Source organism: Shewanella sp. YLB-07, assembly GCF_009377275.1.
In genome coordinates this window covers 190,232-216,902 of sequence record NZ_VOQB01000012.1, presented here as the reverse complement: position 1 = coordinate 216,902, position 26,671 = coordinate 190,232, and the positions used below count along the sequence as shown (strand labels likewise).

The 26,671-nt window shown below is 46.5% G+C and carries 21 protein-coding genes; 8 read left to right on the top strand and 13 right to left on the bottom strand.

Features of this window, described 5'->3' with window-relative positions:
- Positions 1-294 precede the first annotated feature (294 nt).
- The 4 genes from rpoH to ftsY form a co-directional block, all read right to left on the bottom strand.
- A complete protein-coding gene (gene rpoH / locus FS373_RS23440) occupies positions 295-1,155 on the bottom strand; it encodes an RNA polymerase sigma factor RpoH (RefSeq protein ID WP_144044490.1) in 861 nt (286 codons plus the stop codon).
- Between the two features lie 435 nt (positions 1,156-1,590).
- Positions 1,591-2,556 (bottom strand): permease-like cell division protein FtsX, encoded by a 966-nt coding sequence (ftsX, locus tag FS373_RS23435; protein WP_144044489.1) that lies wholly within the window; start codon positions 2,554-2,556, stop codon positions 1,591-1,593.
- Positions 2,557-2,591: 35 nt separating this feature from the next.
- Entirely contained in the window at positions 2,592-3,287 is a 696-nt protein-coding gene (ftsE, locus tag FS373_RS23430) for a cell division ATP-binding protein FtsE (protein WP_144044488.1), read from the bottom strand.
- Positions 3,288-3,336: 49 nt separating this feature from the next.
- On the bottom strand, positions 3,337-4,956 hold the full coding sequence (ftsY, locus tag FS373_RS23425; protein ID WP_144044487.1) for a signal recognition particle-docking protein FtsY: 1,620 nt from the start codon (positions 4,954-4,956) through the stop codon (positions 3,337-3,339).
- Positions 4,957-5,344: 388 nt separating this feature from the next.
- Here ftsY and rsmD point away from each other — a divergent pair, with 388 nt between their 5' ends.
- Both rsmD and FS373_RS23415 read left to right on the top strand, forming a co-directional pair.
- Positions 5,345-5,926, top strand: coding sequence for a 16S rRNA (guanine(966)-N(2))-methyltransferase RsmD (gene rsmD / locus FS373_RS23420; protein ID WP_185976935.1), 582 nt, complete (start codon positions 5,345-5,347; stop codon positions 5,924-5,926).
- 77 nt (positions 5,927-6,003) lie between these two features.
- The gene (locus FS373_RS23415) at positions 6,004-6,297 is read left to right on the top strand and encodes a DUF1145 domain-containing protein (protein ID WP_152830734.1); all 294 of its coding nucleotides are present in this window, start codon (positions 6,004-6,006) and stop codon (positions 6,295-6,297) included.
- 177 nt (positions 6,298-6,474) lie between these two features.
- On the opposite strand, the gene FS373_RS23410 is transcribed toward FS373_RS23415, so the two are convergent.
- The 8 genes from FS373_RS23410 to FS373_RS23375 form a co-directional block, all read right to left on the bottom strand.
- Positions 6,475-7,902, bottom strand: coding sequence for a tetratricopeptide repeat protein (locus tag FS373_RS23410; RefSeq protein WP_152830733.1), 1,428 nt, complete (start codon positions 7,900-7,902; stop codon positions 6,475-6,477).
- 313 nt (positions 7,903-8,215) lie between these two features.
- Positions 8,216-10,219 carry a Fe(3+)-hydroxamate ABC transporter permease FhuB gene (fhuB, locus tag FS373_RS23405; RefSeq protein WP_152830732.1) on the bottom strand — a complete coding sequence of 668 codons (2,004 nt, stop codon included), beginning with the start codon at positions 10,217-10,219 and terminating at the stop codon, positions 8,216-8,218.
- On the bottom strand, positions 10,219-11,217 hold the full coding sequence (locus tag FS373_RS23400) for an ABC transporter substrate-binding protein (RefSeq protein WP_221937452.1): 999 nt from the start codon (positions 11,215-11,217) through the stop codon (positions 10,219-10,221). Before FS373_RS23400 ends, fhuB begins: the two co-directional genes overlap by 1 nt.
- On the bottom strand, positions 11,211-11,978 hold the full coding sequence (locus tag FS373_RS23395) for an ABC transporter ATP-binding protein (protein WP_144044483.1): 768 nt from the start codon (positions 11,976-11,978) through the stop codon (positions 11,211-11,213). The genes FS373_RS23400 and FS373_RS23395 overlap by 7 nt, the downstream gene beginning before the upstream one ends.
- Positions 11,971-12,687, bottom strand: coding sequence for a siderophore ferric iron reductase (locus FS373_RS23390; RefSeq protein WP_185976934.1), 717 nt, complete (start codon positions 12,685-12,687; stop codon positions 11,971-11,973). Before FS373_RS23390 ends, FS373_RS23395 begins: the two co-directional genes overlap by 8 nt.
- A 58-nt stretch (positions 12,688-12,745) precedes the next feature.
- Positions 12,746-14,914 (bottom strand): TonB-dependent siderophore receptor, encoded by a 2,169-nt coding sequence (locus FS373_RS23385; RefSeq protein ID WP_144044481.1) that lies wholly within the window; start codon positions 14,912-14,914, stop codon positions 12,746-12,748.
- Between the two features lie 266 nt (positions 14,915-15,180).
- On the bottom strand, positions 15,181-16,083 hold the full coding sequence (locus FS373_RS23380; protein WP_144044480.1) for an AraC family transcriptional regulator: 903 nt from the start codon (positions 16,081-16,083) through the stop codon (positions 15,181-15,183).
- A gap of 241 nt (positions 16,084-16,324) precedes the next feature.
- Complete coding sequence (locus FS373_RS23375; RefSeq protein WP_144044479.1) at positions 16,325-16,888, bottom strand: NapC/NirT family cytochrome c; 564 nt, start codon at positions 16,886-16,888, stop codon at positions 16,325-16,327.
- 416 nt (positions 16,889-17,304) lie between these two features.
- On the opposite strand from FS373_RS23375, the gene FS373_RS23370 reads away from it, so the two are divergent.
- The 6 genes from FS373_RS23370 to FS373_RS23345 all read left to right on the top strand — a co-directional run bounded on the left by FS373_RS23370 (position 17,305) and on the right by FS373_RS23345 (position 24,541).
- On the top strand, positions 17,305-17,814 hold the full coding sequence (locus FS373_RS23370) for a hypothetical protein (protein ID WP_227993173.1): 510 nt from the start codon (positions 17,305-17,307) through the stop codon (positions 17,812-17,814).
- Between the two features lie 191 nt (positions 17,815-18,005).
- Positions 18,006-18,437, top strand: coding sequence for a DUF2057 family protein (locus FS373_RS23365; protein WP_144044478.1), 432 nt, complete (start codon positions 18,006-18,008; stop codon positions 18,435-18,437).
- A gap of 216 nt (positions 18,438-18,653) precedes the next feature.
- Positions 18,654-19,094: a hypothetical protein gene (locus FS373_RS23360; RefSeq protein ID WP_144044477.1), complete on the top strand. Its 441-nt coding sequence runs from the start codon at positions 18,654-18,656 to the stop codon at positions 19,092-19,094.
- Positions 19,095-19,355: 261 nt separating this feature from the next.
- Complete coding sequence (locus tag FS373_RS23355; protein WP_144044476.1) at positions 19,356-19,769, top strand: heavy metal-binding domain-containing protein; 414 nt, start codon at positions 19,356-19,358, stop codon at positions 19,767-19,769.
- Between the two features lie 22 nt (positions 19,770-19,791).
- The gene (locus FS373_RS23350) at positions 19,792-21,315 is read left to right on the top strand and encodes an efflux RND transporter periplasmic adaptor subunit (protein WP_144044475.1); all 1,524 of its coding nucleotides are present in this window, start codon (positions 19,792-19,794) and stop codon (positions 21,313-21,315) included.
- A gap of 94 nt (positions 21,316-21,409) precedes the next feature.
- The gene (locus FS373_RS23345; RefSeq protein WP_152830730.1) at positions 21,410-24,541 is read left to right on the top strand and encodes an efflux RND transporter permease subunit; all 3,132 of its coding nucleotides are present in this window, start codon (positions 21,410-21,412) and stop codon (positions 24,539-24,541) included.
- An 85-nt stretch (positions 24,542-24,626) separates the two neighbouring features.
- On the opposite strand, the gene FS373_RS23340 is transcribed toward FS373_RS23345, so the two are convergent.
- Positions 24,627-26,657 (bottom strand): methyl-accepting chemotaxis protein, encoded by a 2,031-nt coding sequence (locus FS373_RS23340; protein ID WP_144044474.1) that lies wholly within the window; start codon positions 26,655-26,657, stop codon positions 24,627-24,629.
- Positions 26,658-26,671: the final 14 nt, after the last annotated feature.

The window sequence follows — 26,671 nt, the reverse complement described above, 5'->3', positions numbered from 1 at the left end:
GTCATCTCAGCACCACCAGCGTAGCGTCATCTCAGCACCACCAGCGTAGCGTCATCTCAGCACCACCAGCGTAGCGTCATCTCAGCACCACCAGCGAAGCGTCATCTCAGCACCACCAGCGAAGCGTCATCTCAGCACCACCAGCGAAGCGTCATCTCAGCACCACCAGCGAAGCGTCATCTCAGCACCACCAGCGAAGCGTCATCTCGGCTATGGGCTATCGGCATAAATGTTCCAGACATAAAAAAACCTGCCGCGGCAGGTTTTCGTTGACTCTATTTAGGCTAGCAAGCTTTACACTTCCATTCGGCCCTTGAGCTTGTTCATGGCATTCTTCTCAAGTTGCCTGATACGTTCGGCAGAAACCTGATAAGTTGCGGCTAGCTCTTGCAACGTCGTCTTATCTTCATTCAACCAACGAGCCTGAAGAATATGTTGGCTACGCTCATCGAGGGTCTTGATGGCAGCCAGAAGGCGAGTTTGATTGCTGGCCTCTAAGTTATCAGTTTCGACTTGGCTCGCAAGATCTGAAGAGTGATCTTCAAGATACAGGGCAGGAGCATAGTCCTGAATGTCATCGTCGCTATCGCTGGCAAGGTCGAACGCAGGGTCTTGAGCGGCCATGCGTGACTCCATTTCGGTCACATCGGCCTTAGATACACCCAGGTTCTCGGCAACCATACCAACTTCTGCATCGCTAAACCAACCAAGACGCTTCTTCGCCTTACGAAGGTTAAAGAACAGCTTGCGCTGTGCCTTAGTGGTAGCAACTTTCACTATGCGCCAGTTTTTAAGCACATACTCATGAATTTCGGCTTTAATCCAATGAACGGCAAAAGAGACCAAGCGAACCCCAACATTAGGATCGAAACGCTTAACCGCCTTCATCAGACCAATATTGCCTTCCTGAATAAGATCAGCCTGAGGCAAGCCGTAACCGGCATAACCCTTAGCAACATGAACAACAAAACGAAGATGCGACATAATCAGCTGCTTCGCTGCCTGTATATCACCAGTTTCCTGTAAACGCTTAGCCAACTCGTATTCCTGCTCGGCTTCCAACATAGAAATGTTGTGTGCCGAATGGACATAAGCTTCCAGGCTACCGCTTCCATGAGGAACCACAAGTGCCATTAATTGCGTTTGATCAGTCATTCACGCTCCTATTCTTTCTCAACTTACTCGTCTAACAAATACTGCTAACAATACATTCATCGATATACAAGACAGAGTGTAGCACCGACTTATTTCAACAAGATGAAAGTATTTGTTGCGGTTTGCCCTCTGTTAAATACCGAGGTAAAAGGGCAGGGTGAAGAACTATCGGTGATCTGACAACTTATGTCAACACACCTAAGATGAAATAATTGCGACTAACTTATCTCTTTTTCCGGCTTTTTCCGAATTACTTTTTCAAACTAGCTTCAAAGTGAGTCTTCAGAATTTTTAAGGACCACTTTAAAAGAAGTTTTACTTCTCGATAGTGTCGCCTCTAGTGAATAGACAAGGCAAGTGAAGATTAGTTCATAAAGCTTCATTGTTCTTATAGGAAGCTATAATGCTGGAAGGTTACAAACCCTCCAGCATTATTTATGAAGGCTCGATCGCCCTCAGATGATGACGAACGGAGAGATATGACCCCAACCAACCTAAGAAAGAGGCAAGCCCCACAAGCTGGCCAAGCTCCGCCAGAGACAGAGATTGCATCTGCAGCTGGCTACCGTATAAGCCCAATAATTCAGCCAATGCACTGTCGAGATACCAGACCAGAAGATTGATGATAATCCAAGCTAAGATGCCACCTATGATGCCGTACCAGATCCCCGTATACAGGAAGGGTCTCTGAATAAAGGCCTCCGTCGCGCCTACTAGCTTCATGACTTCAATCTCGGTACGACGATTCATGATGGCTAAACGTATGGTATTACCTATCACGAGTACAACGGCTAACACTAATAAGGCGGCAATGGCTAACACAGTACGCTCGAGTAACTTCACCACGGCCTGTAGTCTTTCCAGCCACTCAATATCGAGTCGGCCAAAGCTCACTTCGGGCTCCAGTTCTAACTTCTTGAGCAACTCACGTGCGCCGGTAGGGCTCGAGTATCTGAGACTCGGCGTCACTGTTACTACTGCCGGCAGTGGGTTAGTATCTAAATAAGAAAGGGCTTCACCGAATCCTGACAGAGACTGGAACTCTTCGAGTGCCTGTTCACGATTGATATAATTCACTTCGCTGACTTCAGGGTAAACCTTAATCCGGGTAATTAAGCTTTGAATTGTTCTCTCGCTACGAGCATCGTCGACAAATAGCGATATCTCGGCGGCGCTGTTCCAGGATTGAGTTATCGTCTCGGCATTTTTAACTAAGACTTGTAGTGCGGCCGGCAGGCTTAGACTCACCCCCAACACAGCCATAGTCATGATAGAGGAGACAGGATTACGCCAGAGCTCGCCCATACTTCCCATGGCATGTTGTATATGGCGAATGAAGAACATCACAATACGACCTGAGATGGGTAACTTGCTTCTGGTTAGCTGAGGCTTCTTGCTCATGTCATTCCCTGTGTGCCATTAGACATCATATTGATTTAAAAGGTAAATTGGCTTGCCGGAGCAGAAGTAAGCTCCTCCCCTCCTAACACTCGCCCCTGCTTTAGGGTCAAGGTGCGATATTTCATTCTAGCGATAAGTCCTAAGTCGTGTGTAGCTATCAGTACCGTAGTGCCTGAGTCATTAAATGTCTCGAATAAGCGCAAAATATCCATAGATAATTTAGGATCTAAGTTCCCCGTTGGCTCATCGGCCAACAGCAGAGGTGGCTTATTTACAATCGCCCGGGCGATACCCACACGTTGTTGCTCGCCACCAGAGAGCATGATGGGGTGGTGGCGCTCTTTGCCATAGAGTCCAACCATATCCAGCGCCGCTAACACGCGCTTTTTTATCTCGCCATGGGAAAAGCCTTCGATCACTAGTGGCAGGGCGACATTATCGAAAACGCTCTTCTCCATCAACAAGTGATGGTTCTGAAAAATCATGCCGATATCTCGTCGAAGAAACGGCACATCTTTTCGAGACAAGTTGGCAAGATTGTGTCCATTAATGGACACCCGGCCAGCATTAGCACGCTCAATCACAGTAATTAACTTAAGCAAGGTACTCTTACCGGCACCCGAATGACCGGTTAAGAATGCCATCTCACCTCGTTTAAGATGAAAGTTAACATCAGTTAAGGCTTTCTGCCCACCCGGATAAACTTTACTTACCTGCTCAAATTGAATCATCTGTTCTCATTTCCCTCTGAAAAGAGTCCTGGCCTAGGCGCTAAATAAATTACTTTTGTTCTTCGTTGTCTTGGGTAAAAAGCGCATCGATAAAGTCTTTTGCATCGAAGGTGCGTAGATCATCTATCTGCTCACCGACACCGATATGACGTATAGGGATACCGAACTTATCGGCAATGGCAAAGATCACTCCGCCTTTCGCCGTGCCATCCAGCTTACTGATCGTAATACCCGTCACACCAACGGCTTTTTTGAACAGATCAGCCTGACTAATTGCATTTTGCCCTGTGCCCGCATCTAAGGTCAACATCACCTCATGGGGAGCATTCTCATCCAACTTTTTCATCACCCGAACGATTTTCTTTAGCTCGTCCATCAGATGCGCTTTATTCTGTAAACGGCCTGCAGTATCGGCTATCAAGACATCGATATTTCGGGCGCGTGCCGCCTGAAGTGCATCGAACAGCACAGAAGCACTGTCGGCTCCAGTATGCTGCGCCACAACCGGAATATCATTCCTCTGTCCCCAGACCTGTAACTGCTCGACGGCCGCTGCACGGAAAGTATCACCCGCTGCTAACATAACCGATTTACCCTCGGCCTGGTATTGTTTGGCAAGCTTACCTATGGTCGTTGTCTTACCGACACCATTGACACCCACCATCAAGATCACGAAGGGACCATCGGCATTATCCGGAACCAAAGGAATAGATACAGGCTCTAAGGTCTTCTGCATCTCTTCTCGCAGTAGTTCATATAGGGCCTCACCATCTTTAAGCTGCTTACGGCTCGCTTGCTCGGTTAAACTCTCGATCAGGCGAGTGGTCGTCTCGACACCTACATCGGCGATAAGTAATTGTTCTTCGAGCTCTTCGAAAAGATCATCATCGATCTTCTTGCCCTTGAACAGCCCTATAAAACCACTACCAATATTCTCACTGGTACGCTTCAAGCCACGCTTCAACCGGGCAAAGAACCCCTCTTTAACCGGCTTTGCCTGTGGTTCAGGCTGCTTTTCCGCCTCTTGTGTCACCGAAGCATCTTCAAGATCTGCAGCTTCTTGTGCTGCAAGAGCTTCTGCTTCTTTTAAAGCAAGAGCCTCAGCTTCCTGTCTCGCTTGCGCTTCTATCTCAGCTTGAGCCTGTGCAGCAAGACGTTCTTGTTCTACCGCTTCTCTCTCTGCAAGCGCTGCCGCCTCTTTCTCTGCTAGAGCTTCAGCTTCTCTTAAAACTAGAGCCTCAGCCTCTTTTAAAGCAAGAGCTTCAGCAGCAAGACGCTCTTGTTCAACTGCTTCTCTCTCTGCAAGCGCTGCCGCCTCTTTCTCTGCTAGAGCTTCTGCTTCTCTTAAAACTAGAGCCTCAGCTTCCTGTCTCGCTTTCACGGCAAGAGCCTCCGCAGCAAGACGAGCCTGTTCAGCCGCTTCTATCTCAGCTTGAGCTTGTGCAGCAAGACGTTCTTGTTCAGCAGCTTCTCTCTCTGCAAGCGCTGCGGCCTCACCCTCTGTCAGAGCTTCAGCTTCTCTTAAAACTAGAGCTTCTTTTAAAACAAGAGCCTCGGCTTCTTTTGTCGCCAGCTCTGCAGCGTTATCCGCAACCTCTACCTCTGGAGCCTCAACTTCATCTTTTGACTTATCTTTGCGAAACCAGGAGAAAAAACCTTTCTTTGCCATGTGTAATACCAATGCTCAACTAACGGACTTAACTTTTAAACTGGATGAACTACTGATTCTGTTGCTATAAAAGCTCAATGAAACCATCCAATCATGTATTTGTTTATCTACTTTTATCTGATGTTATCTGCTACTTATCCATTGCTCGCCAGTAAATAATCATTCAAACAATTATTTTTGCGATGCAATACAAGTAAACTAATTTTGGGCCACATTATAACCACAAGAAAGGGGTAAATATGCAGAGAAACAAGCCTTTTCCAGCAATAACCTCAGGTTTTCACCATTTCCACTAGCTTTGGGGTAAAATAATCGACTTTCATTGGGCGAAATAGTCTATCACTTTCTCCCTTAAGACCAAAAATCAGCTAAACAGATGGGTAAAGAGATGGCAAAAAATAGACCTTCCAGTGGCCAAGTTAGAATCATCGCGGGCCAGTGGCGCTCGAGACGTCTACCTATTCACGATCTCGAAGGCTTAAGGCCCACAACCGATAGAGTCAGAGAGACACTGTTCAACTGGCTTGCTGGTGACCTCAGCGGCGCTCGAATATTGGATTGCTTCGGCGGTAGTGGCGCACTCTGTTTCGAGTCTCTCTCCCGCTACGCAAGCTATGCCAAGATTTTTGAGCTCCAAGCCAGTGCGGCAGAGCAACTCAAACTGAACCTAAAAACCCTCAAGTGTGACTCATCGATGGCCGATGTCATCAAAGGCGATACCCTTAAGTTATTAACGGTTGAGCCCTTGGAAGGCTTCGATATCGTCTATATTGACCCCCCATTTAGAAAAGATCTCGCTGAAAAAAGTATTCAATTAATCGCTGAACATAATTGGCTCAAAGAAAATGCTCAGATCTATGTGGAGACTGAAAGCGAGCTGGACCAACTAAGCGTACCGTCTGACTGGGTGCAGTTAAAAGAGAAGAAGGCGGGTCAAGTCATCTACCGTCTGTATCAATATCAGCCTTAAAGGCTCTTAGCTACGAGCTACGAGCTACGCAGATTAGCGCCGCTATTTGAAACTAAAAAAGCATTTTAAGAGAAAAAATGAAGTTTAATAACGTTTTTATAATGACGGGTAAGGCTATCACCCTGCTTGCCTGGTTGATGATGACCTACAATCTAGTTCAGCCCTTCGAAGGTAACACCACCGTTATCCTGAATATCTTATTTGCCGTGACCCTTTTTATGCACAGCTTTCAAGTCGTCATCTTACATACTCGATTCAAATCTCGGCTTACTCTGCACAAAAGTGATTACCTAAACGTGTTCGCCTTCGGCATATTTAGCCTATTAAGTTATCGACAACAGAGCCTTTTGTCAGTTAACAAAGGTAAATAACTTTCAGTCAAACTTTTGGTAGTTTCTAGCTATTTCTATACGGCAAAAATACCTTCATTGAATTGCTTGCAGCAGGCTTAATGCTCTAATACTTCAGTGGAACGCTGCAAGTATGTCCCTATAAGCTCGGCGGTAGCATCCCTGCTACCGACGCCCACAGCTGTATCAGAGCAGTGGTTAACAAACTGTATCTCCGGACTCTGGTAACTCACTAACCTCAGCCAGTAGGTCTTGAAACCAAGATAATTTATGTAAGTTTTCTAAGTCTAAATCAGCTCTAAGATGCTCTGAATCAGGTAAATCCCCACTAACTTTTGCGATTTCTAAAAAGCTTCTTGCCTCTTCGAACTCCCCCTGAAGAGTCTTTAAACAAGCTAAATTATATGTTTTCTCAGGCTTTAGTTTTAGAGCTCTAAATAAAACATTCTCCGCTTCTAATAAAGTACTGTCTCTAAAATCATTTTCTAGAGTCCTTGCCCACTTCAAAAAAACTGTTCCGCAATGATAATAAATATCAGCATCATTGGGGCTTAATATGCTTGCCTTATAATACATCTCAACAGATTCTTTAAAACAAACTTGCTGTTTTACACCTTTCAAATTGTTAGCTCTTTCTCCAAGTAAAATCCCCAAGCTATAAAATGCAACATGACTACTTGGATCTAATACGGTTACCCGACGATAGGCATCGCATACCAGATTTAACCGATTAGTATTATTTTCTGATTTTTTTAATTGTATTGATTTATAAAGCGCATAAGCATAATTGAACCAATAATCGGCATTACTAGGAGATAGCTCAGTCAATACTAGCCACCTGTTACTTGCAGCTTCCCAATCACTTCCTTGCTCTAGTTCCATCGCTATTGCCACTAAAGCAGATTGAGCGGATTCATCTGCCTTTGCCTTATTCTTGCGAATAACATCATCAATTTGTTCAGGAGTATTATCTTTCGCACTAATCAAAGTAGCTTCTGCTTTATCGTGAATTTTTCCGATATCTCCATTAATAGAACGCGCATGATTTAGCTCTTCGCGTAACTCTTTTATGCGTTCTCTAGCTTCAATTAGGCACTCTTTAACCTCTCTTGTAAGGACCTCTTTGGATCTATCAATATCTTGTATTGCCGCACCATGTTCTGCTGAGATTTGATTTTTTTGTTTATCCCATTCCTGCTGAATTGTCGCTCTCATACGCCAGACAAAGAAAGTCGCAGCCGCAAGCAATAAACTCAGGAACCCTAACCAGAGATCAACAGAGCGCTGGCTAATTTCAAGAGCTTCTCTCGTTAGAGTCAACGAAGTATTCTTAGTCTCACTTTCCTGCTTATAAAGTGCCAACTGGCTATCAAGTGCCGCTTGCTTTGCATTGTCCTTAATAGTCTGTGCATCATTGTCAGCATCAATTTTTTGTTCAAGAAGAACAAGCTTATTACTGACGTCTCCGACCTTGCTATCGATCCCGTGAGTATATTTTTCGAGTACTAACTGCTGCTCAGCAGTAAAAACGGGAGATGAACTGGAAGTATCCGCTATCGCTGAAGCAGATATGAAAATAAGCATGGTTGCTAAGATAAAATGATATCTAGTGCGGGGAATACTCATAACGACAATCAATTGTTAAATGATGCAGCCTTTATATCAATAACAACATGAAAGTAAAAGTTTTTTTATTGCAACTAGTAAAAATACAACACCGTATCATCGAAGAGAAAACACTCCATGTAACTGCGGCTATGACCTTCCAAAACAGGGATGCTTTGGCAGAGCATACAGGGACCGTACTCGCTGCGAGTCATAGAAGTAGTTATATATAAGCCTGCTGCAAGCAATTAATTACAGTCTACTTATGCCTTAATTAGCGCCTACTCAATAGAAGAGAGCTCCCGCAACGTAACAAAGGAAACCTGCATCCTTACTATGCAGTGCGTCTCCCTTGGATTAGCAAAGCAATAAAATAGAGTCCGCCAACGATCGCGACTAAAGTGCCAGCCGCTATCTGGGATGGGTATACCAAATTTTGGCCTAACCAGTCTGAAAACACCATCAAGCTGGCACCGAGCAAAGCAGCAGTCGGGATCTGTAACTCAGCCTTCTTCGCGCCTAAAATCACCGCCATGTGAGGTGCAAGCAGGCCGACGAAAGCCACCGGCCCCATGGTAGCTGTGACTATGGCGCACAGGAGTGCCACACAAGAGAGTAACGAGATAAAGGCTCCAGGTACGTTTAGGCCTCTGGCCTTGGCAAACTCTCGCCCCGCCGAGATCAGCGTCAACCAGCGCGACGTTAACAAAGCAAAGCAAATTAATAGCGCCACGGCAGCGGTGAGCACCAGTGCCGATACGGGGGTGACTCTATAAGTTGAGCCAGCGAGCCAACTTAAGATGGTATAAGAGGTCTCATCGCCTCGTGCAAGAGCGAACTGCACCATGGCCTCGATAAGCGCGGTCAAAGCTATGCCAGTTAACACCAGCATGGAGGGCGCGTATTGATGTCGTTTCCCCAAAATCAGCAGCAGACCCAAGACAGACATGCTTCCGATAAACGCAATGGCCGGAGTACCGTCGAAGATATTCAATCCCAGGAAGATAGTCCCACCCACTAAGGCCAATGTTGCCCCGGCCGAGATCCCCAATATGTCCGGGCTCGCTAACGGGTTGTAGATCAATCTCTGTAGCAAGACGCCCGCAACCGCAAGGCCTGCACCCGATGCTATCGAGGTCAACAATCTCGGCCAACGTATTTGCCAACCGAAGGCATCAGGGAAAGAGAACAGCCAGACAATCTCCTGCTCCACGGTTGCCTTAGAGATAAACAGCGAGATGACAGCCAGAGCCAGTAAGCATAATGCCATCAAGGGCAGGGCCTTGGGGCTCATCTGATAACGACTCTTAGGTAAAGAAAGAGACAGTTGATCTTGCGCTCCCATCTTGCGCCGGGTGAACCAGATAAGTGCCGGCGCACCAATCAGAGCGGCGGCCGTCCCCGACGGCACCAGATCGAAGGTATAGGTACTCAGCAACATGGCCAGGGCATCGGTAGCCACCAGCACCAGAGCACCGAGCAACATGCTGAAAAATAATTCATCTTTCGGAGTTCTGGCCCCGAGTTGCCTGGCGATATTTGGCGCAAGCAGGCCGATAAAACTGATCACCCCTACGGCAGTGATAGATGAAGCCACCAGCCACAACCCCAAGGCAAAGAGCCCAAGAAAAGCAGGAACAATATTAAGGCCTCTTGCTGCTGCGCCAATTTGCCCCATACGCAGTAATGATAAAATCCGTGGTGCAAAGATAAAAATAAGCACAGCAACAGAGAGCTTTGGCGCTAGCCACTGTACTTGCAGCCAGCCATTTTGCGCCAGATCTCCGGCACCCCAGATAAACAAGTTTTTTGCGTATTGATCATTGAGCAAAATAATCGCCGTCGCTATGGCCCCGAGTAAGATATTTACCGCCATGCCAGCAAGTACCACAGGCAATCCTGACATGTTACGAATACCTGTGATCAAGATCACCAGACCCAAGGTCAAGATGGCGCCAATCATGGCAGCCAGTGAAGCGTATTCACCGACAAAGCCGGGAAACCATACATTGAGTACAACTAAGGCTAGCCAGGCTCCCGAAGCGGTACCTAAGGTAAGTGGAGAAACCAGGGGGTTTTGGGTTAACTGCTGCATCAAACTACCCACTAAGCCTAAAGTAGCTCCCACCATGATGGCCATCACAATACGGGGCAATTGAGACTCGACAAACATGATCTCATCGAAGCTGTTCGCCAATAGGTGACGCTGGGAAAAATCCACCAGCAGATGCCATTGGCTAGATAGTGATATTTGAGTATCGACCTGGGCGGACATGGCAGTCATGAGCAGTAAAAATAACAGAGTCGTGCTATAGCGGAAAAATTGATATTTGTGCATTACTGGTTTAACTCACCCTGTTGTTTTGATATTGAGACTCGGGTCAATTCCGGTTTAACGGGCGCAATCTCAAGCAAGCTATTGGTCAGCGCCTGAGCCATATATTCGATAGAGATGGCACCGCCGTAGTTCCAGGCCGACTCGACACAGTTCATTCTCTTAGCCCGAACGAAAGGCATTGCATGCCACATCACGCTAGCATCCAGCTGAGACTCTTGAGCAAAGGGGCGAAAATATAAGGCGATACCATCATCCACATGACGCAACTCTTTCAATCTTTTCTGTCTCGCGCCCCATTGAGTTCGGCCCTGAGCAATCGCGGGCTCGATACCCAGTAAAGAGAGAGCATATTGCGAGGTAGAGTTATCACCATATTGGTAGATGGAGGTCATGCTGGCAAAACGGAAAGTGGTCACTTTAGGTAAGCTGTCTGGATATGCCGCCTCTAATCTGGCCTTCATCTGTTCTATATTGGCGTACATTTTCGCTAATCTCAGAGCAGCGATATCCTCTCGCCCTAGCGCCTTAGCGATCTGTTTGAAATTGTCGATGGCGGCCTTGGCATTATCGTGATGTTCACTGTAGGTTTGGAAAAACAGCACTGGCGCTATCAGCTCAAGCTTAGGTAAGAGGTCGAGCTGAGGCGATGCTATAATGATCACATCGGGCTTCAAGGCAGCCAAACGCTGAAAGTTAGGCTCGACTCGGGTGCCGATATCCAGCACGGATTCGGGGACTTGCGGTTCCATTACCCACTCACGATATCCGGCAATATCCGGCATGGCGATAGGAGTGATACCCAGCTCCAGCACTTGCTCGGCCACATCCCAATTCAATACGGCGACACGACTTGGCACCTGAGCTAACATCTGCAGTCCTCGACTATCCTGGACCTGAACAGGCACTTGAATCTCTGCCTGACTCCCCCAAGACACCAATATTATTGCTGTAATCAACATCGTTCTGGCTAATATTGCGCTTAACTGAGCCGCTAGCATACGACCGCGACCTTATGATTTAGCTCCGGATGATCGATAAGCCTGACGGGGGTCGAGTAGAGAGCTGATAGCAGCTGCTCATCGAGCAAAACATCCACCTCCCCTTTAAAGGCTATCTTGCCCGCTTTAAGCGCCACTATCTGAGTCGCGAAGCGCAAAGCTAGGTTGAGATCGTGCAGGATGACGATCACGCCCTTGCCTGTATTCTTGTTTAACTCACTCAATAGCTCCATCAATTGATATTGGTGATGAATGTCTAGGGCCGAAGTTGGCTCATCCAGTATCAACAAATCAGCCTGTTGTGCCAGCAACATGGCGACCCAAGTTCGTTGACGCTCACCACCGGAAAGTTGATCGGCTAAGGTATCTTTAAACGCCTCGACTCCGGTTTCCGCCATGGCCTGAGCGATGATCTCATCATCCTCTTTACGCCAGCGTCCTAAAGCACCGCGCCAAGGGAAGCGCCCCAAGCGTACTAATTCTGCCACATTCAGCCCTGCCACTTCAGGCAATTTTTGTGGCAAGTAAGCCACGATTTGTGCTAACCGCTTGGGGCTATAACTGATGAGTGGCTTACCCGCTAATGTTACCTCGCCTTCTTCTGGGGGAAACTGATTAGCGAGCAGGTTGACCAAGGTCGACTTGCCGGAACCATTGTGGCCCAGCACCACAGTGAGGGCATGGGGATCTATCTGTAGGGCATCTATATCCAAAATGGTACGTTCACCACGTATCACTTTGACATCGGTTAATTCATACATCTTTGTTTCTTCTTAAACGCGGGCAATTGTCACACAGGACACCCGATTTAGTCTTATATACGGAGCAACAGCTGGTGCGGCTTAATCTGAGCTTATTATCTAATTTAGACAGATACAGAGATGCCAAATGCTTGTCTGAGATATTAAATGCCGCTAACCAAAGTTTTGCGTGGTGCAAGATAAAGCCATCGGTCATCTCCCTATGTCGCTGCTGTACTTGGATTAGCTTAGCCAGCAAGGCGTCGGCTAGCAGATGCTGCACAAACCCTGGACGACAACGTATCCATAAATCGAGTTCGCTTCTGTAGTGCTCAAACATCTGCGACAATTGTTGACCCGCTCGGCTTATCAGCCCCTCATAATCACCTTGAATACACTCAGTGTTATCGAACCTGAATCCGGCGATGAGATCGCCTCTATGATACTGGGCCATATTACCCAGGTTTGGCAGCGACTTCATATTATAGATGGCGACAAATGCCAGATAGAGAGGCTGCCAGGTCAACAGATCCCAGCTGCGTGTCAGCCAATATACCTTTTCGGCCTCGGGAGTACTGATTTGTAACTCACGATAGAGAGATTTAATCTGCGGCAGGTTTGAGCCATGCTGGGAAATCATCCCCTTGAACGAACGACCAAGCTCCCCCTTCAGATAAGGCGTCACTCGCTTACATTGCTCAAAGAGCAGTTCAAAATCCGCTTGGCTCACATTTTTCTCCAAAATAGGGCTGACGGAGCTCCCTTTCTCCGCCAACCTAGATAGCAGGTTAGAAGTTATATTTAACGTTCAACTCGACGGTACGCTCTGCACCATACCAACAGTTCATCGAGTCGTAGCAGGTATAATACTCCTCATTGAATAGGTTATTAGCGATAAGCGTCATGCTGGCACCGGCTAAGTTGCTACTCAATGTACTCAAGTCATAGCCAAGGGAGAGATCAACTAAGGTGTATGAAGAGACCTTGTCTGTATTATTGGCATCCATCTGCATCTCACCAACATAACGTACACCACCACCGATACGCGTGCCGCTGAGGACGCCAGAATCTATGTAATAATTAGTCCATAATGTCGCCGTATGCTCGGGTACATAGATGGGCGTCTTCCCTTGAAGATCGTTACCACTGTCTTTAGTGATCTCCATATCTATATAGGTGTAGCTGGCTAAAATATCGAAACTGTCCGTCAGGTACCACTGCCCCTCGAGCTCAAGTCCTTGGGATTGCACCTCACCGACCTGGAGTTTATTTCCCCAGGGATCGCTCGGATCAGCCATCAGGGCGTCGCTCTTCACTATGTTGAAATAGGAGACGCTGGCCGTCATATCCTGAGCCGGCGAGATATACTTGAGCCCCGCTTCAAACTGCTCACCGAGTTCAGGCTTATAAGTGCTGCCATCGGACTTAGTGCCGGCCGCAGGCTCGAAACTCGTGGCGTAGCTCATAAAGGGAGAGACGCCATTATCGAACTCATACATGGCACCGACACGGTAAGAGAACTGATTATGATTGGCTTCAGTCTTGGCATCACTATCGGTGTACTGACTCGAAGCGCTAAAGTCATCAAAACGGCCACCGGCGATCAGGATAAGCTTGTCTATACGTAGCTGGTCCTGAAAGTAGAAGCCTAACTGCTCAAGTTTTACATTGTCTCTGGCTTCATAGGTAGAGGTCAGTTTGCTCGGATCTATCATGTCATTATTTGGATTAAAGATATTGAAATCACCAAACTGGCTAGTGGTACCAAACTCAGAGTATGCAGACGTTCCACTCATCCTCTGGTAATCGACCCCGATCAACACATTGTGTTCTAGATTACCGGTATAGAAGTTGCCCGATAGCTGGTTATCGACCGTATAACCGCTAGAGTCTTCATCGGTACTGTAGATATTTCTGTCTAAGTTGCCCGTGACCGGGTCGAAGTTATCCGCCACATGATAGGTATTTTCCTGATACAGCTGAGCATCCAGATAACGGAAACTCTGTAGGAAAGACCAATTATCGTTGAAGTCATGATTTAGCTTATAACCTGCCATCCAGAACTCACGCTCGAAGGTACTCCAATTCTTATCACCGGCGAAGGTAGACGGGCTGGTACTACCCGCAGCATTATCATAGATCATCCCAGAAGATGGTAATGAAGAGTTCATTCCCATGGCTGGATCGTTCTGATAATAGAGATTAAAGTTAATATAGGTGCTATCTGAGATATTCCAGTCCAAAGAAGGCGCAAAAACGTAGCGTTCCTCTTCGGTATGATCCACTTGGCCATCTTTCTTACGCGCTAACGCAACGATGCGATATGAGAAGTTACTGTCTCCAATCTGGCCCGTGGTATCGATCGAAGCTTCCATCAAATTATCTGAACCTGTGGCTGCCGTGATCTCTGTGCTAGGCATAGTTTGTGGCGTCTTAGCTATCATGTTGACCATGCCACCCGGCGGCATAGAACCATACAGCACAGAGGTCGGCCCCTTAAATACCTCCACCTGCTCGATAGCAATAGGATCGATCTGAGGTTGCAGGTTCCAGCCCGTCAGCGACTGCAGCACCAGGCCGTCATAGTAGCTCTGGTTAACATCGAAACCACGAATATTAAAGGTGTCATACATGGTCACCGCGCCACCTTTTTGCTCGGTAGTCACGCCAGGAACATATCTTAGGGCCTGATTTAAAGACTTAACACCGCGCTCTTTCAACAGCTCACTGTCGATAACTGTGATCCCCTGGGGGGTGTCCTCCGGGCGTAGCGAAGTCTTAGTCGCCGTGTTTCGATATGCTTGACCGAGTACGGTAATGGTCTCCATCTGAGGAGTTTCAACCACAGATTCATCAGACTCCTCCGCGTTGACGAACTGCGTGAATGACAGTGAAGCCATAATTGCTGTGGCCAGAACGGTGCGATGAAATACCAGATTACGCTTACTTGAGACCATGGAGCCCTCTACTAAATTCAGGTTAGCTTTCTCAACAGCACACCAAGTTGCTTATGAGAATATAAATGAGAATGATTATCAGAAATGAATGATATAGTCTTTAACGGAGATAAAATTAACAATTTGGTGCATGGGAATGTAAATATTAAACTTGTTGGTCATTTCGAGAGGAAAATCACAATATCTATAGGGACAGGGGGAAGCAGTCGAGCCAGCTAAACTTTAGTTACACAGTATTAAAGTTTTACTGTTCAGGCAAAGCAGGCTTAAGCTTTCTTATCTACAGGCAGCCAGTATTCCATCTCGGTACAGGCCTCATTACCACGATCTTCTATGGCACCATAGGTCTCGAGCTCGAAGCCTTCGACTCCCGAGTATCCGGACTCGGGTAACCAGGTACAGATCAACCACTCAACCACATGAGAAAAACCACTGATGGCACCGATATAGGAGACAACCGCATACTCTTGGGCTGGTATCTCTAACAAACCCAATGTCTGGTGATTTTTTTGACCACCAAGTTTGATAGCCTGACTTTCAACTCCAGCCCAATAGCTGATAAGCGGTTCGCCAATCATACGGGTATCGACGACACCTATTAGCCCGCTGGCAGGAATAGAGCCTGCATCCAGAGCACTATGTAACTTACACCAAGTTTCCGGGACTATAGTAGAGAAATCAGGAGAATCTGAGAGCACCCCCTTGATGGGCGAAGATACTCCAAGGATGCTGAATGCGGGTCTGTATTCGATACGGGTCTGCAGAAAAGCGCTGTCTACCACACTGCCTGAGGCCAAATCTGTTAGCTTGGTCAGTGGGTTTCTCAAGCCCACTCTCAAACCTCTGAGCTTATATTCCCGCGGGCTAGCACCGAAAAACTGTTTAAAAGCACGACTAAAACTCACCTCAGAGTTAAATCCCAACTCGTAGGCGATATCTAGCATACGCTCGCCGCCGGTGAGCATGCGCTCAGCCGCCAGGCTCAGCTTCAATTCTCTGACATATTGAGCAACACTCAAACCAGTTTGCCCCTGAAAAACCCTCTGCAGCTGCCATCTGGACCAGCAACTCTGCTCGGCTAGCTCCTCTAACGACAGGCTCTTATGCAAATTATCGTGAATATACGCCAATACTCCCTCGATACGAATGAGAGGTGAACGGTTTGACATAGACCTCCCCTGTAGAAGTAAGTTGAATACCTATCCATTTAACTGAAAAAAGCAGGAACATTAGAGATAAGTAATTACCTTCTGAGTATATTAACTCATAATGATACAAGCTGGTACAGACTCATACGGACCTAATAAAAGTCGCTTGTTTATGCCTATAGATGAACAAGCATAAAAAAGTCCCATAGTGCTAACTATGGGACTTTCAAGGTTACTCTGTATCGGCACTAAGCTTTAAGGCTTATCCCTTAGGATAAACGTGTGCAACACCCTTGTGACAGTCTACACAAGTCTTGCGCTTATCGGCTTCTTTCTTGAAGTTGCGCTCATGCATTCTCTTCGCCATCTTCTTCATAGTATCTGGCTGGTTCTCGTAGATACGAGTATGACAATGCTGACAGTTAGCTGAATCGGTAGCACGGAAGTATTTAAGCGCGTGTTCGGCTTGTTCCTTGCGGTTTTCATCTAACCACTCTTGAGTGTTAAAGCCATCGATAGTCAGGAACCCATATAGATCTTTAGATACGATGATCTTCTTAATCATGTACTCAATAGGATTATGAGGTAAGTGACAATCCTGACACTGAACAGTCACGCCCGCACGACCTCCGCCATGTGCTGAAGCCAACACTTCATCTTTCAAAGAGTGATTGCTGTGACAAGACATACAAAATTCATCTGAGCTTGTCGCGTGTAAAGTTTGTTGTGTAGCAAAGTAGCCAACAACACCGACTACAACACCAACCACTAATAGGGCTAATATTGAGTATTTCACGCTTGGTTTAAATAGGGCACGCCAGTTCATCACTCTTCTCCGTAAAATATGATTTTTATTTAGTACTTAATACTTATGTTTAGTACTTATTTTTACTTCATCTCTATGGCAAAAATTATAAACCAGATCTTACCGTCTGATCTGAGAGAAATAGTACAAATGAGATCTAGCTCTAACTCTATATTGCGAAATGGAGAAAATAGCACTTAGCTCAATTTATATTCACTCTAGCTAAAGTTAAGCCAAACCCATGTATTTAGCAAGGTAATGACCTCAATCCACTGATAAAGCAGAGCTTTTACATTTCTTCAAATATCAAAACTTTATATTCCCCCCTTTATTGACCTCGATCAAAAAAATATTTTCAAAGTTTGAAACTTTTTATATAATTGCTGGGTCTATTAGAACGACACACTATTCATTTAACGAATTAAGAGCGAGAAATCTTGAAGCAAATTACACATCTTGTATTAATCATCTCTTTAGTGGGGCAATTTATGCTTACACCAGTGATGGCTATGCCAAGATTTTTGCACGCATTTACTCATGCTCATATGTCAGAGATGGACAGTTCAAATATACCGATGAAGATGTCCATGGGCCAAGCCCTACAGAGTTCAACGATCGAATCACAAGTTACATATTTCTCTGATTCAGACACAGGCTCGAAAGCTGAGATGGTTATGACCCATGGGGAGAAAGAATGTGACATGATGGTCGCTAGTATGTCGACGAGTGATAGCGACATTCTTATCGACTGTGATGCCCTATGCGAGATGATGGGCGCAGGAGGATGTATCTCTCACTGTGCCAGCGCTAGTGGCATCTTAATTCAAGCTCAATTTTCTCTGTCATCACCAGAATCCAGTGGTAAAGTTCAGACTCTATCATGGTCGACGCAGACCGCAGACCTCGCAACGTTTAACCCCCCTCCAATTTGGATAAGCTTAACTTAACAGTTATCAGCTCGGCGCTCTGGCATATTGCTAGAGGCACACCCAAAACAATTTATTATATTTTTTGCCTCAAGACAGAGCCAAATTCCTGTGTCTATGAAGGTGCTCTTCACTATTATCTTAGAGCCCACATAGTCTACAGCCTTCTGGATCTTATTTCTGTCTCGGCATAGTTCCAATTGGAGTCTATTATGAAAACATTAATCACAATCGCAGCCCTGAGTTTTGCCAGTCTAGTTAGCTTCTCATCTTCAGCCGCTAGTGTCTCTTTCCCCGATTCGCTCTCGGTTACCGGCATCAATGGTGAAACCAAGTTTGGCACCCACGAGATTCAACTTGCCGAGGGTAAGAATCTCATCGAGCTTAAGTATCACGACATCTTCGAAGTCAATGCCGATGACTCGGGCGCCTGGGTAAAATCGGCGCCTCTCTACCTCATCTTGAGTTCGAACGAGCAGGTACAGTATCAGGCCATAACACCTGTGATATATACCGAAGAAGAAGCCCATGACTTTATCGATAATCCAGTGATCACCCTAAAAGAAACCCAAGGAGAGAGTAAAGATGTCACCTTGCTTACTCACCACCAACTGATGGCTCAGCTTCTACTGGCTAGAGAATAACTCTTGATAAAATCTAAGCCAATTCAATATCAAGACCTATTGAATTGGCTAGATGACGATTGTCCGAATACAGTTAATGAAGCAAAATTGAATGAGTAATATTCATCAGCAGATATATCGAAGAGTCCAACTAGCCAAAGTCGATAAATGTGAATTCTGTCAATGCACTATTACTTACTCATGTTAGACTAGCCACAACTCATTATTGGAAACTTTATGTTTACGTTTTTTCGTCGTCACACATTAATAGCCTTTACCCTGCTCGCGATGCTGAGCCAAGGGCTGCTATCTAATGGGTCTATGATGATAGGAAAAGCACAAGCACATGAAGCCATGATGTCTGGTTCACACCATTCACAAATGATGAGTATGAAAGATGGAGCTGCTTGCCACTCGGAACAGACAGATAACATCCCCCATTGCTGCGACTCAGAGCGACTCGACGATGTGCTTCCCGACGAAGCTCAGAGCTGCTGTGACGGCAACGGATACTGCCAGGGTGATTGTAATCATTGTCTCGTTATCTCGATGACAGGCACTCTTTTCGATACTAAATCTTGGCCAGGATTTAGTCCCTCAGAGTTAGCATTGGCCACTCAAATGCCTCATTTCCATTCAATCTCAATCTCTAAAGATATCAGACCTCCCATAGCTTAAATATAGGACTTAAGATGCTTTAATCTTAAATCCAGTAGTCCTATCGACTGCTTGCAAAGCTATATCTTTAAAACAATTATTTGTATCGATCCGATTGATAATTAAATTCTTAACAGCACGATTTGTTCTGTCTGTCAGACTATCGACTTATTATGCTTAATTAAGACTGTTATTCATTGTGATTAGTTTTATATTAGCCGTTACTTATTTTCGATCTATTAGATCAAATCTAGACGGCCGTCTATATGATGGAATTTATAAATGAAAACCCTTATTAGCCTTATTTTATCAGCCTTTATCTTGATTTCAGTTGCGCCAACCGTATCTGCACACGATCATTCTCAGCAGCAAGAACATGCTCAACACCATGAAATGAAGGCCGATCATGCCTGCCCTATGCATCCTGAGGTAACAGGAAAAAAAGGTGATACTTGTCCTAAATGCGGTATGAACTTAACTGCTGTCAAAAGCGCCTCTAATGGTCAAAGTTGTGATAATTGCCCGCACCATAAGACATCGGCTCATGAACACAGTGCATCTGCTGACACCCATGCCTGCCCTATGAACGCAGATATAACAGGGAAAGAGGGTGATACATGCCCGAAATGTGGAATGAACCTAGAGCCTATGCAAGCGAAGGCTGACACTAAACCAGCAGTTCACCACAAACACTAATTTTGAGTGGAGATGAGGCATCATGAGTCAATTTGAAATGAACAATAAACGTAAAAAACTAGCCTACCTGCTCAGCCTATTTATGGTTGTGACACCCCAGTTAGTCCATTCTCAGTCACTGATTGCCCAGAGTCCGGCGACAGAGCATGCTCAGCATAGCCAGACACAAGGTCATGAAGCGATAACCTATTCATGTCCTATGCATCCCGAAGAAACCAGCCATGAGCCGGGTAGCCGTTGCTCAATCTGTAACATGTTCCTCGTGGAAGAGGAGGAGGAAGAGAAAGGGAGTATGGATCACTCGGCCCATAATATGAGCGAATCAATCCCGGAAGACCAATCGGGGCACGAGCATACGGCTCAGTCGGCACTCACTCCTGCTGATACAGTATTTAACAGTGCTAAGCCTGCTTCACTCGATGAAGGTGCCACGATCAAGTTTGTCTGTCCGATGCACGCACACATTATCAGTGACGTTCCGGGCACCTGTCCTATCTGTGGCATGAACCTGGAGAAGGTCGAGGTAGGTGGCAGCGGTACAGAGATCCAGATAGATGTCTCTGGTGGCATGCAACAAGCCCTGGCCCTAAAAGTCGCTAAAGTAGAAAAAGATACCCTATGGAAGTTTGTTCAAACCGTAGGCCAGATAGATTATGACGAGAGTAAGATCAATCATATCCACGCTAGAGTTACCGGCTGGATCGAGAAGCTGACTATCAAATCTGTCGGCGACAAGATCACTAAGGGCCAACTCTTGTATGAAATCTACTCACCTGATCTGATCAATGCACAGGATGACTTCCTGCTCGCCCAAGACACCTTGAGACGTACTGGTAAGAATGCCAGTTACGAAGATTTACTCAGAAAAGCAGGCTTAAGATTAGAATTACTAGGCTTGAAAAAGAGCCAAATAAAAGCATTGGCAAAATCGAAACAGACTCAATATCGAGTCCCCTTCTATGCCGAAAGTGACGGCATAGTAAAAGAGCTTACTATCAGAGATGGTATGTATATTCAGCCTGCTACCGAGGTGATGTCCGTCGTCGACCTCTCTAATGTATGGGTGATCGCCGATGTATTTGAAAACGAGCAAAGCTGGCTCGCAGTGGGCCAAAAAGCCGAAGTTTCTGTACCTGCCATGGGGATCAAGGGCATCGAAGGTAAGATAGATTATATCTATCCGGAACTCGATCCTGTGACCCGTAGCTTACGGGTCAGAATTGTGGTTCAAAATCACAACACAAAGCTAAGACCAAACACTTTAGCCAAGATAGACATCTTCGGGGGCCCCAACGAAGATGTTCTGGTGATCCCTCAAGAGGCTTTGATCCAAACGGGCAAAGAAAACCGCGTCATAGTGAAGCTTGAAAATAACAGTTTTACTGCACGTAAGGTCACTGTAGGTATGCTAAGCCAAGGCAAGGCCGAGATTCTCGATGGGCTGAGCGAAGGCGAACTCGTGATCACTTCGGGTCAATTCTTACTCGATTCAGAAGCCAGTCTCAAGGGCAGTTTAATGCGCCTGAGTAGCGGTCATCAGCACTAGGAGGTTTTGCTCATGCTTAAAAATATTAATTACGAAGCCTCTATTAGTAACAGAACTATCCCTAACTACGGCTTGATACCGGGAGGCTCTACTCATGCTTAAAAAAATCATTGAAGCTTCTATAAGACAGAGATTAATGGTGTTGATTGTCACCATAATGATCACCGTCTGGGGTGTGCAGGAGCTAAGAAATACACCCTTGGATGCCTTACCGGATCTCTCGGATGTACAGGTAATTATTAAGACTCCTTTCCCGGGTCAGGCACCTAAATTGGTCGAGGATCAGATCACCTATCCGCTCTCTACGGCCATGTTGGCTGTTCCGGGAGCCAAGACGGTTCGCGGTTACTCCTTCTTCGGCGACTCATATGTCTATGTCATCTTCGAAGATGGCACAGATATCTACTGGGCCCGCTCTCGAGTGTTGGAGTATCTGAATCAAGTGGGTAGTAGCCTCCCCCAAGGGGTGCAGCCATCGCTGGGGCCAGATGCTTCCGGAGTCGGTTGGATCTTCGAATATGCTCTGGTGGACAGAACGGGGAATTTAGATCTTTCTCAGCTAAAGAGTTTGCAGGATTGGTATCTGAAACTTGAACTTCAGAGCGTTCCCGGTATTTCTGAAGTCGCCACTGTTGGCGGCATGGAACTTAGCTATCAGATAGTCATAGAACCCGATAAGTTGGCCATTTATAAGCTAGATATCGCTGCGATAAAAGATGCCATCTCTAAGTCGAATTCTGAAGCCGGCGGCTCGGTTATCGAGATGGCAGAAGCCGAATACATGGTGCGCGCCAAAGGATATCGTCAAACTTTGGATGACTTTAGGGAGATCCCTCTCGGAATAACCAGTCCTTCGGGAACCCCCTTGTTACTCAAAGACGTGGCCACCGTACGTAAAGGGCCCTCATCACGCCGTGGTATCGCCGAGCTAGATGGTGAAGGTGAAGTCGTCGGCGGCATCATAGTCATGCGTTACGGCGAAAATGCCTTAGCCACCATAGAAGCCGTTAAAGAGAAGCTAGAACAGCTCAAAGCTGGTCTGCCCGAAGGCGTAGAGATCATCCCTACCTATGACAGATCTCAATTGATCGAAAGCTCGGTGGAAAACCTGTTCCACAAGGTGATCGAAGAGATGTTTGTCGTTGGCTTGGTCTGCATGTTGTTCCTTATGCACGCACGTTCGACCTTAGTCGCCGTGATCACCCTGCCCTTGGCAATACTCATTGCATTCATCATCATGAATAAGATGGGCGTCAACGCGAACATCATGAGCTTAGGAGGCATCGCCATTGCCATCGGCGCAGTGGTCGATGGCGCGATCGTCATGATCGAAAATATGCATAAGCACTTGGAGCATTTCGAACAGGAAAATAATCGTCGACCGGATATGAAGGAGCACTGGAAGCTGGTCACAGAAGCCTCGGTCGAAGTCGGTCCTGCGCTTTTCTTCTCCTTGCTTATCATTACCCTGAGTTTCATGCCGGTATTTGCCTTGGAAGCGCAGGAGGGCAGACTATTTAGTCCACTGGCTTACACAAAGACCTTCGCTATGGCTGCGGCAGCGGTGCTGTCCATTACCCTAGTGCCTGTCCTTATGGGCTTCTTTATCCGAGGAAAAATCCCTAAGGAAACCAGCAACCCGATCAGTCGGTTCCTGATCGCCCTGTACAAGCCTTCTTTGACTCTGGTACTTAAGTTCCCAAAGATGACACTGGTAGTCGCATTAATCACCCTGATGAGCGCCTGGTACCCAATGAGCAACTTAGGCAGCGAGTTTATGCCCGAGCTGGATGAAGGCGATCTACTCTATATGCCTACAGCCTTGCCAGGTATCAGTGCCAGTAAGGCCGCCGAAATACTGCAACAGACCGACAGGTTGATTAAGACAGTCCCCGAGGTGAAGCGGGTATTCGGTAAGGTCGGCCGTGCAGAAACGGCGACGGATCCGGCGCCACTGACCATGCTGGAAACCACCATAATGCTCAAGCCCAGAGATGAGTGGCGTGAAGGATACACCCTAAAGGACGTCATAGATCAGCTGCAGAAAACCGTTAAAATACCAGGGCTGACGAATGCTTGGGTTCAACCCATTAAGACGCGTATCGACATGCTCTCCACCGGGATCAAGACTCCGGTGGGTATCAAGATCACCGGCGCCGACGTAAATGAACTGCAGCAGATAGGTACAGATATCGAAGCCATACTCAGTAAACTGCCTAACACTAAATCGGCCTATGCCGAGCGTGTAGGTGGTGGCCGCTATATCGATATCACACCTAAGCTAGATGTGGCCTCTCGCTATGACATGACCCTGACCGATATCCAAGATGTTGTCCGATACGCCATCGGCGGTATGGATATTGGTGAGTCTGTTCAAGGAGCGGAACGTTACCCTATCAATCTCAGATACCCGAGGGAACTCAGAGACAATATCGAGAAACTCAGAGAACTGCCGGTGATCACTAAGACGGGGCATTATCTGCCGCTGCGTAACTTAGCCGATATAGAGATAACCGACGGCCCCCCTATGCTCAAGAGTGAGAATGGTCGTTTAATCTCTTGGGTGTTTGTCGATATAGAAGGAACCTCTATTGGTGAATATATCGATCAAGCTAAGTCAGCTTTAGAAAACGAGTTAGTAGTGCCGCCAAGATACAGCTACGACTTTGCAGGCCAGTATGAATATATGCAGCGTGTCGATGAAAAGCTGAAAAAAGTGATCCCTATGGCTTTGGGTGTCATCTTCATCTTGTTGATGATGACATTCGGTTCGACAATTCAAGCCAGCATGATCATGTTCAGCTTACCATTCGCACTCGTTGGCAGTACCTGGCTCTTATATGCTCTGGACTTCAATATGTCAGTTGCCGTTGCCGTGGGTATGATAGCCTTAGCAGGGGTAGCAGCAGAGTTTGGCGTGGTGATGTTGGTTTACCTCAACAACGCCATCAAGCATAGAAAAGAGAAAGGTAAATATGAAGCGGTAAGCGATCTGAAAGAGGCCTTGATAGAAGGTGCTGTGATGCGAATTCGACCCAAGGCGATGACGGTTGCTACCATCTTCTTCGGCCTACTGCCCATCATGTGGGGCGCCGGGGCCGGCAATGACGTGATGCAGAAGATCGCCGCACCTATGGTCGGTGGCATGGTAACTGCACCTCTGTTATCACTGTTCGTACTACCAGCCCTCTATCTCTTGGTTTATTCACGTAAGCTGAGCAAGTAGAAACTAAGCGCTCTGTAATACTAAACACCCAGCAATGCTGGGTGTTTTTTTATGCACGCTTTTCTGAAGGTATAAAGTGATAAAATTAAAGCTGGAATCGCTCCACTGAACTCGTCAAAGATTGAGCCAGCTCATTCATCTCTGTACTGCCTTTCGACATTTCGGTGGACTCATCAGCATTTTTCTCCGCGGCCTCGGCGGCTTCATTCATCCCAGAGACTATGCTCTCACTATCGGATAACTGTTCTTGCGCAACCTGGGCAATATTCTTGCTCATCTGCTCTATTACGCTCAAGGATCTATCCATCAGCTCTATTGCCCGAGTTAATTCCTGGCTTTGATCTACACACTCGGAGGCCTGCGACTGTGCCATACCTATCTCTTCCTCGGCGCTGGCCGTCTCCTGCTGCAAGGCGCTAATCGTTACCTGAATCTCCGCGGTAGATTCCTGAGTTCGCATGGCTAAGGTCCTGACTTCATCGGCCACCACGGCAAACCCACGCCCATGCTCACCGGCTCTGGCAGATTCTATGGCGGCATTGAGGGCTAACAAGTTAGTCTGCTCGGCGATCGACACTATGGTGTCTAAGATGCCACCAATATTTTTACTATGACTACTCAACCTGGTCATTATTTCAACGGCCCCGAGTAACCGCTGAGACAGCTGTGTAACCCTGGCATTATTAGCATCGGCTATGTCCTTAATTTCATGACTATGCTTGGTGGCTTCGGACACATTTGTTGCCGAGGTATCGGCTACATCCCTAACCGTATTTGAGCTAGCTGACATCTGTTCGGCGCTTCTCTTTACCTCATCTATTCGCTCAATTTGAACACTCGCCACAGCAGCGATCCTTTTACTCTGATCACTATAGGATATCGCCGACTCATCTAATCTATGTGCATTTTGCCCAATGTTATTGAGTAACTGAGTGAGATCTTCCGAAAGCTTATTGATGCTATCGATAAGAGTACCGAATTCATCATCATTCACCTTAGTGACTCTTCGACTCAAATCACCGCTAGCTATTCGCGCTAGCGCCCTGTTGACGGAATTCAGCGGCCGTAACATGGCACGAGTCGTCATCAGGGAGATCAGACTGGCCATGATGACAAAAATTACGGCTAGCACTATGGCTAATGTCTTTCCCGTCGCGATTTCATCTTTAGCCGTTTGCTGCAAAACCATAAATCTCTCATCTGCCAACGTCACTAACCGCTCTAGTTCGCTTAAACTCGAAGAAAAATATTGCTGCACTTGGCCATATGCAGCTTGCCCATCTCGATCTTGAGCTATCACCTCTCGCTGTAACCGATACAATTCCCCTGGTTGCTCGAGATAATAAAAGACAAGGTTAAGCTTTTCATTGGCTTCATCGAGCAGATATTGACTATCCAGAGGCTCAGCCTGTCTCTTAAGGTAATCGAAATTACTCTTAAGGTTACTAAGTAGAAATGCCATATCCTCTTGGTGAGCAAGCAATAAATCGAGTTCCTCGACACGCATTAAACTCGCCATGGTGTTGCCCATGGTAAATAGCATGTCATCAATGCGTGTTCCTGTACCAACGACCTCCTCTAACAGCCTTTGTTGCTCTTCTGGCGCAGAGACTAGTTCAAGATCTAACATGGCATTACTGGCACCAAGACGAGCATCATTAAACTTCTCGAAATCTTGCTTAAACGCCTCATTAGCGGCCAAACTTTCAAGATTCGCGCGAATCATTGCATCACTCGCTTCGATAAAACCATTGAAGAGATCACTTGAGTGTTCCAGAGCGCTCTGCATCTGTGTTTGATCTGAGATCTTACTTTCCAGTGCATTGGATGCTTGAGAATAACTAAGCTTGAGTTGATTGAATTCTTGCTGGCTGTTCAAGATCTTTGCCTTGGTCTTTTGAGTATTGGCCACGGCTACCAGCTTTACCATCTGTAGCAGCTTAAGCTGTAATGCATTGCTTTGCTTCTGCACGGGAACGGCTATTGTTTCGATGTCGAGATTAGCTCGGCTGATCAGTCTCAAAGACTGATAAAAAAAGCTACTCGCCGTAATCAGGAGTACACCTATGGCACCAAAGCCCAATATTATTTTTTGCCGAATAGAAAGCTGCTTCATAACAAGAAATCCAT